This is a genomic window from Citrobacter sp. Cb041 (assembly GCF_030336655.1).
In the GTDB taxonomy this organism is placed as follows: Bacteria; Pseudomonadota; Gammaproteobacteria; order Enterobacterales; family Enterobacteriaceae; genus Citrobacter; species Citrobacter braakii.
In genome coordinates this window covers 17,603-32,953 of sequence record NZ_JAOWDD010000043.1, presented here as the reverse complement: position 1 = coordinate 32,953, position 15,351 = coordinate 17,603, and the positions used below count along the sequence as shown (strand labels likewise).

The window sequence follows — 15,351 nt, the reverse complement described above, 5'->3', positions numbered from 1 at the left end:
GCGACTTACGTTGAGTCGCCTTTTATTATCCTTTGCAGGATATGAATTTCTTCCAGAAAATTATTTACGAAGCATCACTTCGATAAAGTCTTTCCAGTTCCCCAGTTCACGTTCAATCATAACAACCTCTCTTATTATTATGGGCATTCTACGAAATCATCATCATAAAAAGAAGATCATTTAACCAATGGTTGCGATTACATCCTCCATGTGTTCGGGGGTATATGTAATCACTATGCGCTAACCCCATAAATTTTATGTGACTTACTGCAATATTTTGAAATATTCATACATCATCTACGACTTTGGCAATTCTGATGGAAAAACAGGCTGATGCAAACAGGCAAAATCTGATTTTCAGTTCCCCGTGAATTTTGGAACTTTCAGGAATCATTATTCACCATTCAACAACAATGTTATATTTTTCTATAACGGTTCGATGACAATATGTATTATTCATGTTTATAGAACACGAGAATAAATATTCAAATTACGTCAATAAGGATTCAAATGATCACCCTCTACGGCATTAAGAATTGCGATACGATTAAAAAAGCCAGACGCTGGCTGGAAGACAATGGGGTCGACTACCGCTTCCATGATTATCGCGTCGACGGCCTGGACAACGCGTTATTACACGCCTTTATCAGCGAATTAGGTTGGGAGGCGCTGCTCAATACACGTGGAACCACCTGGCGCAAACTGGATGAAGCCACACGTAACCAAATCACCGATGCGTCCTCTGCTGCTGCATTGATGATTGAAATGCCTGCAATTATCAAACGCCCATTGCTCTGCGCGCCGGGTAAGCCTATGCTGCTTGGCTTTAGTGAATCCAGTTATACGCAGTTTTTTAATGAGGTATAGTCTATGTCGTGCCCGGTTATTGAGCTGACACAGCAGCTTATTCGCCGTCCTTCCCTGAGCCCGGATGATGCCGGGTGCCAGGCGTTAATGATTGAACGCCTGCGCGCGGTAGGTTTTACCGTTGAGCGTATGGATTTTGGTGACACACAGAATTTTTGGGCATGGCGCGGCAAAGGTGAGACTCTGGCATTTGCCGGTCACACTGACGTAGTGCCTGTCGGCGATGTCGATCGTTGGATTAATCCACCGTTCGAACCGACTATTCGCGATGGCATGTTGTTCGGGCGTGGCGCAGCCGATATGAAAGGCTCACTGGCGGCAATGGTCGTGGCCGCAGAACGTTTTGTCGCCCAGCATCCGAACCATCAGGGTCGTCTGGCGTTTTTGATAACCTCTGACGAAGAGGCCAGCGCCCAAAACGGCACCGTAAAAGTGGTTGAAGCACTTATGGCACGCAATGAACGACTGGATTATTGTCTGGTTGGCGAGCCGTCCAGCACGGAAATCGTTGGTGACGTGGTGAAAAATGGGCGTCGTGGTTCACTGACCTGCAATCTGACCATTCACGGCGTGCAGGGCCACGTAGCCTACCCGCATCTGGCCGATAACCCGGTACACCGCGCGGCGCCAATGCTTAATGAACTGGTGGCGATTGAGTGGGATCAGGGCAACGAATTCTTCCCGGCGACCAGCATGCAGATTGCCAATATTCAGGCAGGAACCGGCAGCAACAATGTTATTCCCGGCGAACTGTTTATCCAGTTCAACTTCCGTTTCAGCACCGAATTAAACGATGAAATGATTAAGTCCCGGGTGCTGGAACTGCTGGAGAAACATCAGTTGCGTTATACCGTCGACTGGTGGCTTTCCGGTCAGCCGTTCCTGACCGCACGCGGTAAACTGGTGGATGCGGTGGTGAACGCCATTGAGCACTATAATGAGATTAAACCGCAGTTACTGACTACAGGCGGGACGTCCGACGGGCGTTTTATTGCCCGCATGGGGGCACAGGTAGTAGAACTGGGGCCGGTCAACGCGACCATTCATAAAATTAATGAATGTGTTAATGCCGCCGACCTGCAGCTGCTTGCCCGTATGTATCAACGTATCATGGAGCAACTCGTCGCCTGATGAGTGTTCCTGTAAGAGGAAATGAGCATGGACTGGCTGGCAAAATACTGGTGGATTCTAGTGTTGGTGTTTCTGGTAGGCGTATTGCTGAACGTGATTAAAGATCTCAAGCGCGTCGACCACAAGAAATTTCTTGCCAATAAGCCGGAGCTTCCCCCGCATCGTGATTTTAACGATAAATGGGATGACGACGACGATTGGCCAAACAAGGATCAACCGAAGAAATAAGCCAACGTAGGCCGAATGGCGGTTTCACATCGCCATCCGGCCTGCGGGTTAAATCATCTCAATCACATCATCATCGTGAGGCTTACCGCCGCTCAGCGCTTCATCAAAGTAGTGCTTCGGTACGGTAAAACGCAGGTGGTCGAGCGCAAACTGCATACTGCGTTCATCAATGGCGTGCCCCAGATTTTCGACGATATCCAGCGTCACATCCCCACCGGCGCGTATTAACGCCTCCTGCGCGGCAACGGCATGAGATAACTCAATCACCCGGTCTTCACCGCCGTGAATCAAATGCACCGTCGTCGCGGTGGTTGCAACCTCCGGCAACGTGGCATAGCGACCATTAAAGGCGATGACCCGCGACGCCAGCCCAGGCTCGGCTTTAATACTCTCAAGCGACATAATCGAGCCCTGAGAAAAACCAATCAGCGCGGTCGCCTGAGGCGAAACGCCGCTTTGCTTCTGCCAGTAGCGAACGGTTTCGATAAAGACCGGCATAATCGCGTCAATACGCGCCTGGCGGTTCTCTTCCGTTATCCCCTGTACCGAAAACCACTGACGCCCGGAAGTCGTACCATAAGGCTCTGCCCCGCCAATGCTGACGATTAGCGCATCCGGAAACAGCGGCGCAAACCAGGAGCCAATTTCGCCCATGGCAACCGGGTTATCGCCGACGCCATGAAACAGCAACAAGAGCTGTTGAGCGGGTTTATCGGGACTTTGAACAACAAAATGGTCATGTTTCATGGCGATCTCCTTAACTGATGAGAATCATTCTACGCCGCTTAACCGCAATGACCATGCCAGGAAATTGAAGAAGTTAGTGAAAAAATTGCCATTGCATAATGCGATTATGTAGCCGTTGTTCACGCTCAGCATCCAGCTGTTTTAAGGCCTGCGCCGCCTCGGCGCGCTGAACTGCCAACAGCGCTTTGCGACCCGATATTTTCAACTGTTGGCACAATTCAGCATCGCTGCGTTGAGCCTGTATACGCCCGCGCAATGCCGGAAGAGGTAACTCGCTGCGCTCAAGCAAACGACTCAGACAACCTAATGATGTCAGTAATGGTCGATGCGCGAAGGCAAACCCAGCCAGCTCACCCCAGTCATCCTCATTAAGCGTAGTCTCTTTCAGTGGTACCAGCGGAATGCGCTCTGCGTTCCACTGCGCAAGAATCTCCGCATCCCGTCGCAGGCGCTGGTGCGCCCGCCAGGCAAGGCATTTCCCCGCTTCGCTGATGGGCAGCACCGCCATAGCGGTATAACAGCCGCTGCTGGCTTCCCGATGATTGCCCATCCGTACCAGGACAAAACCGCAACGCTGCCAGAAACGCCATAATTCAGCCGTATAACCAAAGCTGACGGACAGATAGTCGCACTGCGTGCAATAGTGCCGGGCCTGCAGAATCAGCTGTTGCCCAATACCTTCTCTTTGACGTGCGGGATGAACCGCAATTCGACTGACCCGCCGCCCGACGAGCGTCGCTGCCAATGGGTCTCCGCCGTGCGCCGCCAGTGACTGCGCAACCAGATTTCCTCTTGGTCGGCGATATCCGGCCCAGACGGCCTGGCTTAATTCTGCGGATAATCCCCCCTCGTCGACCAGCCAGACAGCACCCGCCACCGAGTCAGCAGCCGAAGCCTGAAGAAAATGCTGACCCGGCGCGTCCATCATTCGCCGCAGATCCAGTGGCGAGGTGCGATAATGCGCACCGGAAAGTAGCTGATATACCGCTAACGGCAGCGCCGGGTTTGTCTGCCATGAGAGTTGATCAAATGCCGAGAAGTTAAGCTCCCCTAAGGGGGCATGCGTAAAGGTTTCGTCGTCAAACACCAGCACATCGCTGACGATTTTCTCCAGCGGACATCCCTGCGCCCAGCGCACGGGTTGTTGCAACTCATAGCGTCGAAGATGGGGAAAGCGGGCGCAGAATTTCAACAAAAAGCCTCTGCCAGTTCCCTCATAGCCCTGTACGGTGGTGGTTAACAGCGTACGAGGGAAACGCGCAACCAGTTGGTGCAGCAGCGGCGCGGGGATCGCGGCGGCTTCATCCACAACCAGCCAGTCTGCGGTTGCAGAACTGCTTAACAGCGCATCCGGGGCCATAAAGCGGTAACCCTCTGCGGCAAATTGCGCCAGCACATCCGTTGCCGCTTTAGCAGGCGCGGTGACAATCGCGGTCCCGTTGATACGTGCTATCAGTTGCCCTGCCAGAGCCGATTTGCCCCGGCCACGTGCAGCTGTGACCGCAGCCACGCCGGGAGGCATATCCAGCAACTGGGTTAAAATCATCGCCTGTTCAGGCTGAGGGTCACCGGTTGCCGCGTGCCAGACTGCACGAACAGGAAAACACGGGCTGGAAACTGCGTGATGCTGCTGCCAGTGCAGAGCCTGTCCGTCACGGGAAATCACCCGTTTGACATGTTCAACAAAGTGCGGCGTTGGGATAGGTTCAGCACAGTCGCTCCAGCGCAGTGAATCCACGTCCGGATGCGTGTGCCAGGTATGCCAGGGGGGAGTCAGCAAAACCAGCCAGCTCCCGGCGATCAGCGTTCCGCTTAAGGCGGCAAACGCCGCAGCGTCAAATCCCTGCCCGGCGTCAAAAACCGCATGACGAAACTCGCGGCCTAATAACGTTTGCAGCGCCTGTGGCGTACAGTTTGGCTCAGCAGGGGCGGGGGCGCCCACCCATAACCAGTCGCCGGGTAACGTGTCGCGTAGCGCTAATGCCCGCTCCTGACACCAGTTCCCCTCGCCACTGATAATCAGCAGACGACGGATCCCTTCGTGGGCCATCTGTTCGGTTAACGCGCTCAGCGCCGTATTATCAGACATCCCTGCCTCAGTAGCTTAAATGCCTTTACCAAAAGTATTACATTGTCCCGGATCGCCGCTGTCAAAACCGCGTTTGAACCAGCTAAGCCGCTGCTCAGAAGTGCCGTGGGTAAAGCTGTCCGGCACAACGCGTCCTTGTCCCTGCTGCTGCAGGCGATCGTCGCCAATGGCCTGAGCGGCATTCAGCGCTTCTGCCAGGTCGCCGGACTCCAGCACGCCCTGCTGCTGCATACTGTTGCCCCAGACGCCGGCAAAGCAGTCCGCCTGCAGTTCCATACGTACGGAAAGACGGTTTACCTCAGCCTGTGAGGCATTCTGCTGCATCTGGCGAACTTTCGGTTCAATACCCAGCAGTTTCTGCACGTGGTGACCCACTTCATGGGCGATAACATAGCCCTGAGCAAAATCGCCATCGGCGCCCAGCTTGTTTTTCATGTCATCATAAAATGAGAGGTCGATATACACCGTACCATCCGCCGGGCAGTAAAACGGCCCCATCACCGACTGACCTGCGCCACAGCCGGTACGCGTCGCTCCGCGATACATTACCAGCTTCGGCTGTTGGTAGGTCCGACCCATTTTTTCAAACTGCTGCCCCCAGGTATCTTCCGTGGTGGCCAGAATCACCGAGGTAAATTTTGCTGCTTCATCATCATTTGGACTGATGGAGTGTGATGATTGCTGTTGGGAAACTGGCTGGCCGGTCATTAATCCGGTGAGATCCACGCCATAATATCCCGCCACCAGCACCACAATCAGCAGGATGATGCCGCCTTTACCACTGGGCAAACGAAAACCAGGGCCGCCTATAGAAGGGCCGCCACCGGAGCTATTTCGTCTGTCTTCCACATTGTCACTTTCACGACGCCCTTGCCAGCGCATAATCACCTCAACTTTTTATTCATTATGATGATGATCGTAGGCGGTTCGGAACAGGATTACCATAAGAAACAGTAATCAAAATCGGCGGGATTGATGAGCCGGAGAGCGATCGCCGGCTCAGGGGAGGATTAGTCTAACTTCACACCCAGACGATGCGCGACGGCTTCATAGGCTTCGATCAGGCCGCCCAGGCTCTGGCGGAAGCGATCTTTGTCCATTTTATCCAGCGTTTCTTTGTCCCACAGACGGCTGCCGTCCGGTGAGAACTCATCGCCCAGGACCACTTCACCTTTATACAAACCAAATTCAAGTTTGAAGTCGACCAGAATCAGACCGGCATCATCAAACATCTTTTTCAGCACGTCGTTGGCTTTGTAGGTCAGCTCTTTCATACGCGCCAGATTCTCTTTGCTCACCCAACCAAAAGTTTCGCAATAGGAATCGTTAATCATTGGATCGTGCATAGCATCGTTTTTCAGGAACAGATCAAACAGCGGCGGATTCAGTTCAATACCTTCCTCAACGCCTAAACGCTTAACCAGGGAGCCTGCTGCGCGGTTACGAACCACACATTCAACCGGTACCATCTCCAGTTTTTTCACCAGACATTCAGTATCGGAAAGCAGTCGCTCCATCTGGGTAGGAATGCCCGCTTCTTGCAGTTTAGTCATAATGAAATGGTTGAACTTGTTGTTCACCATGCCTTTACGATCAAACTGTTCAATGCGCGCGCCATCCCCTGCTGACGTATCATTGCGGAATTCGAGCACCAACAGGTCCGGGTTTTCCGTGCTGTATACGGTCTTCGCTTTACCACGATACAACTCAGCTTGCTTTTGCATCTTTATTACTCCTGGGTGTGAATTAACGATAAATATTGCGTTTTTCTGCCGACGCACACGTTTGCGTATCATATCAGAAAAAAAGGGCTGGAGTTATCCAGCCCTTTATTTTTACTTACTGAACGCTGCCTGGAAGACGGCGACCAGCGCGTCGTTCTGGCTTTGCGTCAGGGTATGCCCCTTCGGATCGATAAACTGCAAGCTACTGCGGTTGTCTAAATCACCGACCTGCAGTTTATAGTCGCCGGATACCAGACCCGGATCGCTTGCGCCCAGCTCCTGCCAGTTGCTATCAGACAGTGGTTTGTAGGTCACGGCGATGCTGCCCTGAGAACGGGTGCTGTCGGTCACTTTCATCCCCACTTTCTCAAGCGCTGCCGGCAGACGCTGCCATACCACGTTGAACGGTCCACGTACCACCAGCATCGGTAAACCGGTGTCATCGGCAGCACTTTGAACATCCATGGTGGCGGCAGAGCGGTTCTGCGCGGCATTCGCGGCATCAGTGGCGTTCTTATCCAGACCTGCGGAGATAACGTTCATCATCTCAGCGCTGTAACGCTGCATTGATGCTGGATCAGCTACGGGTTTACCCGCCTGCTCGAGGTTAATCAGTTTCACCGTTACCGCTTGCTGATAGCCCTGCGGTTTAACCGAGATTTGATAACGTCCACGGTACTGCTCGTCTTCATCCAGACGGTTCCAGTTAACCCAGTCGGTGGTCAACGTCTGGCTGGCATCATCACGTTTGGTGATCGTGTAGTTTTTAGACTGAATGACGCTAACGACCTGTGGCCACAGCGTGTTGCCACGACCATTTTCCACCAGCAATGTCGACGTATCACCCGCGATCTGAGTGCGAGCACCGGTGACTAATGCTAACGGCTGAGCCGGCGGGCGAATGTCCAGCGCTTTACCAACGGCACCGCTGCCGTTGGTGACCGGGATATTATAGTCACCCGACATAACCGGCAGAATCATCCCAGCTGGAGCGTGAAGCTCAGCAAGCGGTGCGGCCTCCAGATAGGATTCATCACCGCTCACCTGGCGCTTATAACGCGAGTCAGAACTACAGGCCGCGAGCAACATAACAAGCGAAACACCCGCAACCTTGGCCAGGCGCGACTTTTGTACTGAGTAAGCCATCAAATCTCCCTAAACTTTACAGCAAACCGGCATGCTTAAGCGCCGCTTTGACGATTTCACGAGCATTATCCGTGATTGGCGTCATCGGCAGACGTAGCGTATCGGTCGCCACAAGTCCCAACTCCTTACACGCCCATTTCACTGGGATAGGATTGGGTTCGACAAATAGTTTGTTGTGTAACGGCATCAGACGCTGGTTAATCACCCGCGCCTCGGCAAAGTTCCCGGCTGCCGCCAGTTTGCACATTTCGGCCATATCGCGTGCCGCAACGTTAGACGTCACGGAAATCACGCCATGACCACCGAGCTGCATAAAATCCAGTCCGGTCGCGTCATCACCGCTGAGCAGAATAAAGTCGTCTGAAACCAGCTCTTTGATCTGGTGAACGCGACTTAAGTTCCCCGTGGCCTCTTTAATAGCGATAATATTTTTTACTTTCGCCAGGCGACCAACGGTTTCCGGCAACATATCGCAGCCGGTACGGGACGGTACATTATACAGAATTTGCGGCAGGTCAGTATGTTCAGCGATGGCTTTGAAATGCTGGAACAAACCTTCCTGGGTTGGGCGGTTGTAGTAAGGCGTCACCGTCAGGCAGCCGACAACACCACTGTCGTTGAAACGCTGCGTCAGACTAATGGCTTCCGCGGTCGCATTAGCGCCGGTTCCGGCAATCACCGGAATACGCCCGTCGGCCAGCTCCAGGGTCATCATCACCACATCGCCATGTTCATCATGACTCAGGGTGGCAGACTCACCGGTGGTGCCAACCGAAACGATCGCCGAAGTGCCGCTGGCGACATGATAATCAATCAGTTTTTTCAGGCTCGACCGGCAGACTTTACCTTTCTCATCCATCGGCGTAACAAGCGCGACAATACTTCCCGTGAACATGGGCCATCCTCTGTGCAAACAAGTGTCTCAATGGTACGTTTGGTACGACAATAAAAGCAAGCGACCAGAGCCGTTCTGATTGTTGTATGCATGTTTTTTTTATGCTTTCCTTATGATTACCCCACCGCTCAAAGGAAGAACAGGTTTGACATCGTCATCGCAACACTATCTGGTCATTACTGCGCTGGGTGCTGACCGCCCGGGAATTGTGAACACCATCACACGTCATGTCAGCAGTTGCGGCTGTAATATCGAAGACAGCCGACTGGCCATGCTGGGTGACGAGTTCACGTTTATCATGTTGCTGTCGGGCACCTGGAATGCCATTACCCTAATTGAATCAACCTTGCCGTTGAAAGGTGCAGAGCTGGATTTACTGATTGTGATGAAGCGCACGACCGCACGCCCCCGTCCGGCGATGCCCGCTACGGTATGGGTGCAGGTCGATGTTCCTGATTCTCCGCATTTGATTGAACGCTTTACCGCCCTGTTTGACAGCCACCAAATGAATATTGCGGAACTGGTTTCACGCACGCAACCGGCTGAGAACGAAAAGGCGGCACAGCTGTTTATTCAAATTACCGCACATAGTCCTGCGTCACATGATTCGGCAAATATTGAAGATGCGTTTAAAGCACTCTGTACAGAACTCAATGCGCAAGGCAGTATTAACGTCGTCAATTACTCACAGCATGATGAACAGGATGGAGTTAAGTAATGAACCCACTGAAAGCCGGTGATATCGCACCGAAATTTAGCTTGCCGGATCAAGACGGAGAACAAGTAAATTTAACCGACTTCCAGGGACAGCGTGTTCTGGTTTATTTTTACCCGAAAGCCATGACACCCGGCTGTACCGTACAGGCCTGCGGCCTGCGCGATAACATGGATGAGTTAAAAAAAGCAGGTGTTGAAGTGCTGGGAATCAGCACCGATAAACCAGAGAAGCTTTCCCGATTCGCGGAGAAAGAAGTCCTTAACTTCACGCTCCTGTCCGACGAAGATCACCAGGTTTGCGAGCAGTTCGGCGTCTGGGGTGAGAAGTCATTTATGGGCAAAACCTATGATGGCATCCACCGCATCAGCTTCCTGATTGATGCTGAAGGGAAAATTGAGCATGTGTTTGATGACTTCAAAACCAGCAACCACCACGACGTAGTAATGAACTGGCTGAAAGAGAACGCCTGATTTACATTTTGCCGGATAGCGCCTGATGGTGACGCCACGCGTCTTATCAGGCCACCATCCGCATAACTCCGTAGCCGGATAAGGCGTTTACGCCGCCATCCGGCATCAACGTCGTTTATTCAAACGTCCCTTTTACACAGGCTTTTTTCTCTCTGACGACGGCTTTGCCCTTCGCCCACAGATGATGAACTTCAAGCGCATCATTGAGCACCAAAATGTCGGCATCGCATCCTACCGCCAGACGCCCTTTATGTTCCAGTCCCAAAAATTCTGCGACCGTTCGCGTCAGCGGACACAGCGCCAGTTCCAGCGGTATGGCATGAACCTTCACCAACTGGCGCACTGTTTCAGCCAGTGATTCAAAGCCTGCGACACCGATGCCGGTAAGATTACCGTAGTCATCAAATTCCGGCTGGCTACCGTTGCCGTCTGAACTCAAGGTAATACGCGACAGCGGCACGTTCTGGCGTAGCGCCGTGGCGATAGCCGTGGCCGGGTCGACGGGTTCATCAATGCTGCTGGTAATGTCGATATAACCGCCTTTGCGGGCATACTCCAGCGCCGACTGAAACAGCAGTTCCGCACGATTGACGTGTGTGGGCAGCAGCTTGGTAATCGGTACATCGCAACTGTCGAGGATCTGGTACAACGGCTCCAGCATGCGCGGGCTGTCGCCCATATGGAAGACGCTAATCCCCGGCTTGCGCCCTAACAATCCGCCAACGCGCGACTGCGCCGCCATGTTTGCCAGCGCCGAGGTGTCCGGGGCTGAAGAACGATGGTCCGAAACAGCACATTTCACGCCAATGATTTTATCGATCAGCGCCACATCGCGATCGATACTGCCGGTGATGGTCGGAGAAGGCAGAGAATACGCCCCGGTCAGCATCCATGCGCTGATGCCTTCAAATTCCAGCGCGCGGGTTTTCGCCAGCAGCGATTCAGGGTGACGGGTAATACCATCTGTCCCCAGTAATCCCACCACCGAGGTGACACCAGCTTCAACCAGCCGCGACAAGCGCACTTCCGGCGTGCGGGTGTGCGGCCCTGCTTCTCCGCCGCCGCCAATCAGATGGACGTGTTGATCGATAAATCCTGGGCACACAATCGCACCGTTAAGATTGATACACTCGCAGCCAGGAAAATCGTCAGGGGAAATCGACGGCGCGATGGCAACAATTTTGCTGTCAGACACCAGTATATCCTGGCGCCCTAAATCTTCCGGCGCGTACACGTGTCCCTGCTGGAACAACGTCAAATTAAGAATGGAACAGTTCATAACCTTCCTTGTCAGGCAATAACCTGCATAACCCAAATAGAGAGCAGCGCATTAATTACGCATACCGCAATAATAAGCGGGTAATAACGGGGATGGACCCCCGCGGTACCCAGACAGCGTCCCACATTTTGCACCGGATTGCCCATCAGGTAGATAGCCGGTAACAGCACCGTAGCATCATGTCCCGAAAGCGTACCGGCGACAACCAGGCTGGCGCAAACACCGACGCCGCCTCCCATACTCATCACTGCCGCCAGCAGTACGGTAGCAGATTCCCCCGGCAGTCCCCACAGCGCCATTACCGGCTCACATACCCGCCCGACAATCTCGAGCAGTCCCGTCACCTTCAGCGCCTGAATAATCACAAACGCCATTACCACGTTAGGCAACAGGCTGGTTGTTGCAATAGTGAATCCGCGCCGTGCGCCATCGATAAACATATCCATGACGTTTTTACGTACTTGCGTTGTCATCTCACGCCTCCTGCTGCGTACGGCGATTTTCCAGCTGCGCAATCCACAAACGCAGCAGGTTCGCACCCACAAATTTGAAGACAAGGATCACCGCCAGCGGCGTAATCACCGGGACGGTAACCATCGTAAACAGCGCAGCACCCGAGGAAAAATAGTTGGTAATACACGCACTGCCGCTGGTTTGCCAGCAGGCAAAAATGACACGTTCCTGTTCAGTGATAATGCCCTCTTCCGCCATTTCTTTAGTCATCCCTGCCGCAGCATCGGTATTTTGCAAATTCGCAATCAGCGCCAGCGAACAAATACCCGGAATACCGAGTAACGGGCGCAGGACTGGCGTCATCAGTTGCTGTGCCGCACGCAACCCTCCCAGCCCTTCGGTGACGGAAATTATCCCGAGTGAAAGAATGACGGAAGGCGCCAGCTCAAGCGCGAATAAGAAGCCGTCTTTTGCGCCCATACCGCCCGTGCCGCGAAAAGAGACCGCCGTGTCCCCCGCCGCATTAATCTGCCCAAACGCACCGTTGAGAACGGTGAAATCAAAGACTCGCCACCATTCGGTACTTTTCGCAAACATGCCGGAAAAAAGAATAATCGTAATAAAAAAAGCGAGATAACCGCCCCATCCCACCTTCTGCTGCGTGTGTGTGTTGTGACCCATTTTGTTCTCCTGTTGGCCTTATTCCTTGCGTGACTTAAAGACATCACGCGGGTCAAGTTAAAGACAAACGCAGAGAAAAACGACACCAGAGGAGATTATTCAGAATGTGTGGATAGAGGTCAGACAAGTTCGGCTCCGGCGACATTGCATCGCCGGAGCAAACAGATTAGGGTTCATCAACGACCTGACCATCCGGCCAGGCATGCATTACCGCTTTGATTAACGTCGCCAGAGGAATCGCAAAGAATACGCCCCAGAATCCCCACAGGCCGCCGAATATCACTACTGAGAGAATAATCACCAGCGGATGCAGATTTACCGCCTCGGAGAACAGCACCGGCACCAGCAAATTACCGTCCAGCGCCTGGATTATCAGGTATACGGCAAAACAGCTCCAGAACTCGGTGCCAAGCCCGAACTGGAACAATGCCACACCGACCACCGGAATAGTGACCACGAAAGCGCCGATATACGGGATCAGTACGGAGAAGCCTACCAGCACCGCCAGCAGCAGCGAATAGTTGAGGCCAAACAGCAGGAAGCCGAGCCAGGTCGCCACGCCGACCACCACCATTTCCAGCACCTTGCCGCGGATATAGTTGGTGATTTGCTGGTTCATCTCTTTCCACACCTGCCCCGCCAGTCCGCGATTACGCGGCAGCACCCGACGCACAGCGTTCAGCATTTGTCCTTTATCTTTGATCAGGAAGAACACCATCAACGGGACGAGAATCAGATACACCGCCAGCGTCAGCAATCCGACCAGTGAAGCCAGCGAATATTTCACCACCGAATCGCCCATGGTGAGCATTCGCGAGCGCATATTCTCCGCCATCGCATCAATAATGCCCGCATCCATCAGCGCCGGATAACGCCGCGGTAAGGTGGCGGCAAAATCAGACAATTTATTGAGCATGCCGGGCATATCGCGGATCAGGTAGATCCCCTGTTGCCACGCAACGGGCATTACCACAAACGCCATCAGCAGCAAAATACCGACAAACACCACCAACACAATTGATGTCGCCCAACGCCGTGAACAACCAATATGTTCCAGCCGTACTGTCGGCCATTCGAGCAGGTACGCCAGCACAATGGCGACCAGCAGCGGCGCCAGAAGACCGCTAAAAAAGAACAGGATGCCAAAACCGGCAACCAGAATAATCAGCAAGGCGATGGCTTCGGGGTCGCTAAAGCGGCGGCGATACCATTGCATCAACATTTCGAGCATAAAACCCTTCCATGAATCCAATAGCGGGATTGCGATCCCGAATTGTATCGAAATGTCACAAAAAAGACTTCGCTTTTTATAGCGGATTACGCAAAGTGAAAAGACATTTTCCTGGGTGTTCATCGTCAGGTTTCGCAGTTACACTCCCTAAGCTTGCGGAGTGTGAACGATACTTCACGGCATTGGTCAAATGGCTATCTCAAAAAAGAATACAGGACAGAGGTTATGTTCAGGCAGTTGAAAAAAAACCTGGTTGCTACCCTCATTGCTGCACTGACCATCGGTCAGGTTGCGCCCGCATTTGCAGAAACCGCGGACACCCTGCCTGATATGGGAACCTCGGCAGGGAGTACGCTTTCCATAGGACAGGAAATGCAGATGGGCGATTATTATGTACGCCAGCTGCGCGGCAGTGCGCCATTAATTAACGATCCGTTGCTGACGCAATACATTAATGCGCTGGGGATGCGTCTGGTCTCGCACGCCGACTCGGTAAAAACGCCCTTCACCTTCTTTTTGATTAACAACGATGAAATCAACGCCTTTGCTTTCTTTGGCGGCAACGTTGTTTTGCACTCCGCACTGTTCCGCTATTCCGATAACGAAAGCCAACTGGCATCGGTTATGGCGCACGAAATTTCCCACGTTACGCAGCGTCACCTGGCGCGTGCAATGGAAGACCAGAAACGCAGCGCGCCGCTAACGTGGGTGGGTGCGTTAGGGTCAATTTTATTGGCGATGGCCAGCCCGCAGGCGGGTATGGCGGCGCTGACCGGTACGCTGGCGGGTACACGCCAGGGGATGATTAGCTTTACGCAGCAAAACGAACAGGAAGCAGACCGCATCGGTATTCAGGTACTGCAACGCTCGGGATTCGATCCCCAGGCCATGCCGACGTTTCTGGAAAAATTGCTCGATCAGGCCCGTTACTCTTCGCGTCCACCAGAAATTTTGCTGACTCACCCCCTGCCAGAAAGCCGTCTGTCGGATGCCCGTAACCGCGCCAACCAAATGCGTCCGGCTGTCGTCCAGTCTTCAGAAGATTTTTATCTGGCCAAGGCACGCACCTTAGGCATGTACAACTCTGGTCGCAACCAGCTGACCGATGACCTGCTGAGTAACTGGTCGAAAGGCAACATACGTGAGCAACGTGCGGCGCAGTATGGCCGGGCATTGCAGGCAATGGAGGCCAGTAAATATGACGAGGCACGTAAAGCACTGCAACCGCTGCTGGCGGCAGATGCTAACAATGCCTGGTATCTCGACCTGGCAACGGATATCGATCTCGGCCAGAAGAAAACCAGCGATGCCATTAATCGGTTGAAAAACGCCCGCGACCTGCGCACCAACCCGGTACTGCAGCTCAACCTGGCAAATGCGTATTTACAGGCCGGGCAAGCCAAAGAGGCGGCGACCATCCTGAATCGCTATACGTTTAACCATAAGAACGACCCTAACGGCTGGGATCTGTTAGCGCAAACGGAAGCCAACCTGAACAACCGCGATCAGGAACTGGCGGCCCGCGCGGAAGGGTATGCCCTCGCAGGACGTCTGGATCAGGCGATTTCGATGCTCAGCAGCGCAAGCTCACAGGTCAAGCTGGGTAGCCAGCAGCAGGCCAGATACGATGCCCGTATCGACCAGCTACGCCAACTGCAAGAGCGCTTTAAACCGTATACGAAAATGTAATTA

Annotated in this window: 17 protein-coding genes; 6 read left to right on the top strand and 11 right to left on the bottom strand. The window is 53.3% G+C overall.

The features are described 5' to 3' along the window. Nucleotides 1–60 precede the first annotated feature (60 nt). Nucleotides 61–120, bottom strand: a complete 60-nt coding sequence (ypfM, locus tag OGV52_RS21005; protein ID WP_001386977.1) for a protein YpfM — start codon at nt 118–120, stop codon at nt 61–63. A 390-nt stretch (nt 121–510) separates the two neighbouring features. On the opposite strand from ypfM, the gene OGV52_RS21000 reads away from it, so the two are divergent. From OGV52_RS21000 to OGV52_RS20990, 3 genes are read left to right on the top strand one after another with little or no spacing between them, the layout of a single operon-like run. Beyond that, on the top strand, nt 511–867 hold the full coding sequence (locus OGV52_RS21000) for an ArsC family reductase (RefSeq protein ID WP_016153966.1): 357 nt from the start codon (nt 511–513) through the stop codon (nt 865–867). Nucleotides 868–870: 3 nt separating this feature from the next. Then, nucleotides 871–1,998: a succinyl-diaminopimelate desuccinylase gene (dapE, locus tag OGV52_RS20995; RefSeq protein ID WP_016153967.1), complete on the top strand. Its 1,128-nt coding sequence runs from the start codon at nt 871–873 to the stop codon at nt 1,996–1,998. Nucleotides 1,999–2,025: 27 nt separating this feature from the next. After that, nucleotides 2,026–2,226, top strand: a complete 201-nt coding sequence (locus OGV52_RS20990) for a YpfN family protein (protein ID WP_003835080.1) — start codon at nt 2,026–2,028, stop codon at nt 2,224–2,226. Nucleotides 2,227–2,274: 48 nt separating this feature from the next. Here OGV52_RS20990 and ypfH read toward each other — a convergent pair whose 3' ends face one another. The 6 genes from ypfH to dapA all read right to left on the bottom strand — a co-directional run bounded on the left by ypfH (nt 2,275) and on the right by dapA (nt 8,827). Beyond that, entirely contained in the window at nt 2,275–2,973 is a 699-nt protein-coding gene (gene ypfH, locus OGV52_RS20985) for an esterase (protein ID WP_016157110.1), read from the bottom strand. Between the two features lie 73 nt (nt 2,974–3,046). Continuing rightward, nucleotides 3,047–5,062, bottom strand: coding sequence for a tRNA(Met) cytidine acetyltransferase TmcA (locus tag OGV52_RS20980; RefSeq protein ID WP_049282282.1), 2,016 nt, complete (start codon nt 5,060–5,062; stop codon nt 3,047–3,049). 15 nt (nt 5,063–5,077) lie between these two features. Further along, the gene (gene ypfJ, locus OGV52_RS20975) at nt 5,078–5,944 is read right to left on the bottom strand and encodes a KPN_02809 family neutral zinc metallopeptidase (protein ID WP_016153970.1); all 867 of its coding nucleotides are present in this window, start codon (nt 5,942–5,944) and stop codon (nt 5,078–5,080) included. 128 nt (nt 5,945–6,072) lie between these two features. Further along, on the bottom strand, nt 6,073–6,786 hold the full coding sequence (gene purC / locus OGV52_RS20970; RefSeq protein WP_003835086.1) for a phosphoribosylaminoimidazolesuccinocarboxamide synthase: 714 nt from the start codon (nt 6,784–6,786) through the stop codon (nt 6,073–6,075). Nucleotides 6,787–6,897: 111 nt separating this feature from the next. Then, a complete protein-coding gene (gene bamC / locus OGV52_RS20965; RefSeq protein ID WP_016153971.1) occupies nt 6,898–7,932 on the bottom strand; it encodes an outer membrane protein assembly factor BamC in 1,035 nt (344 codons plus the stop codon). A 16-nt stretch (nt 7,933–7,948) separates the two neighbouring features. Further along, nucleotides 7,949–8,827 (bottom strand): 4-hydroxy-tetrahydrodipicolinate synthase, encoded by an 879-nt coding sequence (gene dapA / locus OGV52_RS20960; RefSeq protein ID WP_016153972.1) that lies wholly within the window; start codon nt 8,825–8,827, stop codon nt 7,949–7,951. Nucleotides 8,828–8,972: 145 nt separating this feature from the next. On the opposite strand from dapA, the gene OGV52_RS20955 reads away from it, so the two are divergent. Next, nucleotides 8,973–9,545, top strand: coding sequence for a glycine cleavage system transcriptional repressor (locus tag OGV52_RS20955; protein ID WP_019077363.1), 573 nt, complete (start codon nt 8,973–8,975; stop codon nt 9,543–9,545). Continuing rightward, nucleotides 9,545–10,015, top strand: a complete 471-nt coding sequence (gene bcp, locus OGV52_RS20950; RefSeq protein WP_003835095.1) for a thioredoxin-dependent thiol peroxidase — start codon at nt 9,545–9,547, stop codon at nt 10,013–10,015. The genes OGV52_RS20955 and bcp overlap by 1 nt, the downstream gene beginning before the upstream one ends. 115 nt (nt 10,016–10,130) lie before the next feature. On the opposite strand, the gene iadA is transcribed toward bcp, so the two are convergent. The 4 genes from iadA to OGV52_RS20930 form a co-directional block, all read right to left on the bottom strand. Further along, nucleotides 10,131–11,294, bottom strand: a complete 1,164-nt coding sequence (iadA, locus tag OGV52_RS20945; protein WP_287109111.1) for a beta-aspartyl-peptidase — start codon at nt 11,292–11,294, stop codon at nt 10,131–10,133. A gap of 11 nt (nt 11,295–11,305) precedes the next feature. Next, nucleotides 11,306–11,767, bottom strand: coding sequence for a YjiG family protein (locus OGV52_RS20940; protein ID WP_003037948.1), 462 nt, complete (start codon nt 11,765–11,767; stop codon nt 11,306–11,308). A 1-nt stretch (nt 11,768) separates the two neighbouring features. Beyond that, nucleotides 11,769–12,428, bottom strand: a complete 660-nt coding sequence (locus OGV52_RS20935) for a nucleoside recognition domain-containing protein (protein ID WP_287109109.1) — start codon at nt 12,426–12,428, stop codon at nt 11,769–11,771. Nucleotides 12,429–12,594: 166 nt separating this feature from the next. Next, nucleotides 12,595–13,659, bottom strand: a complete 1,065-nt coding sequence (locus tag OGV52_RS20930) for an AI-2E family transporter (RefSeq protein WP_016153975.1) — start codon at nt 13,657–13,659, stop codon at nt 12,595–12,597. A gap of 225 nt (nt 13,660–13,884) precedes the next feature. On the opposite strand from OGV52_RS20930, the gene bepA reads away from it, so the two are divergent. Beyond that, nucleotides 13,885–15,348, top strand: coding sequence for a beta-barrel assembly-enhancing protease (bepA, locus tag OGV52_RS20925; protein ID WP_047501595.1), 1,464 nt, complete (start codon nt 13,885–13,887; stop codon nt 15,346–15,348). The last annotated feature ends 3 nt before the right edge of the window (nt 15,349–15,351 follow it).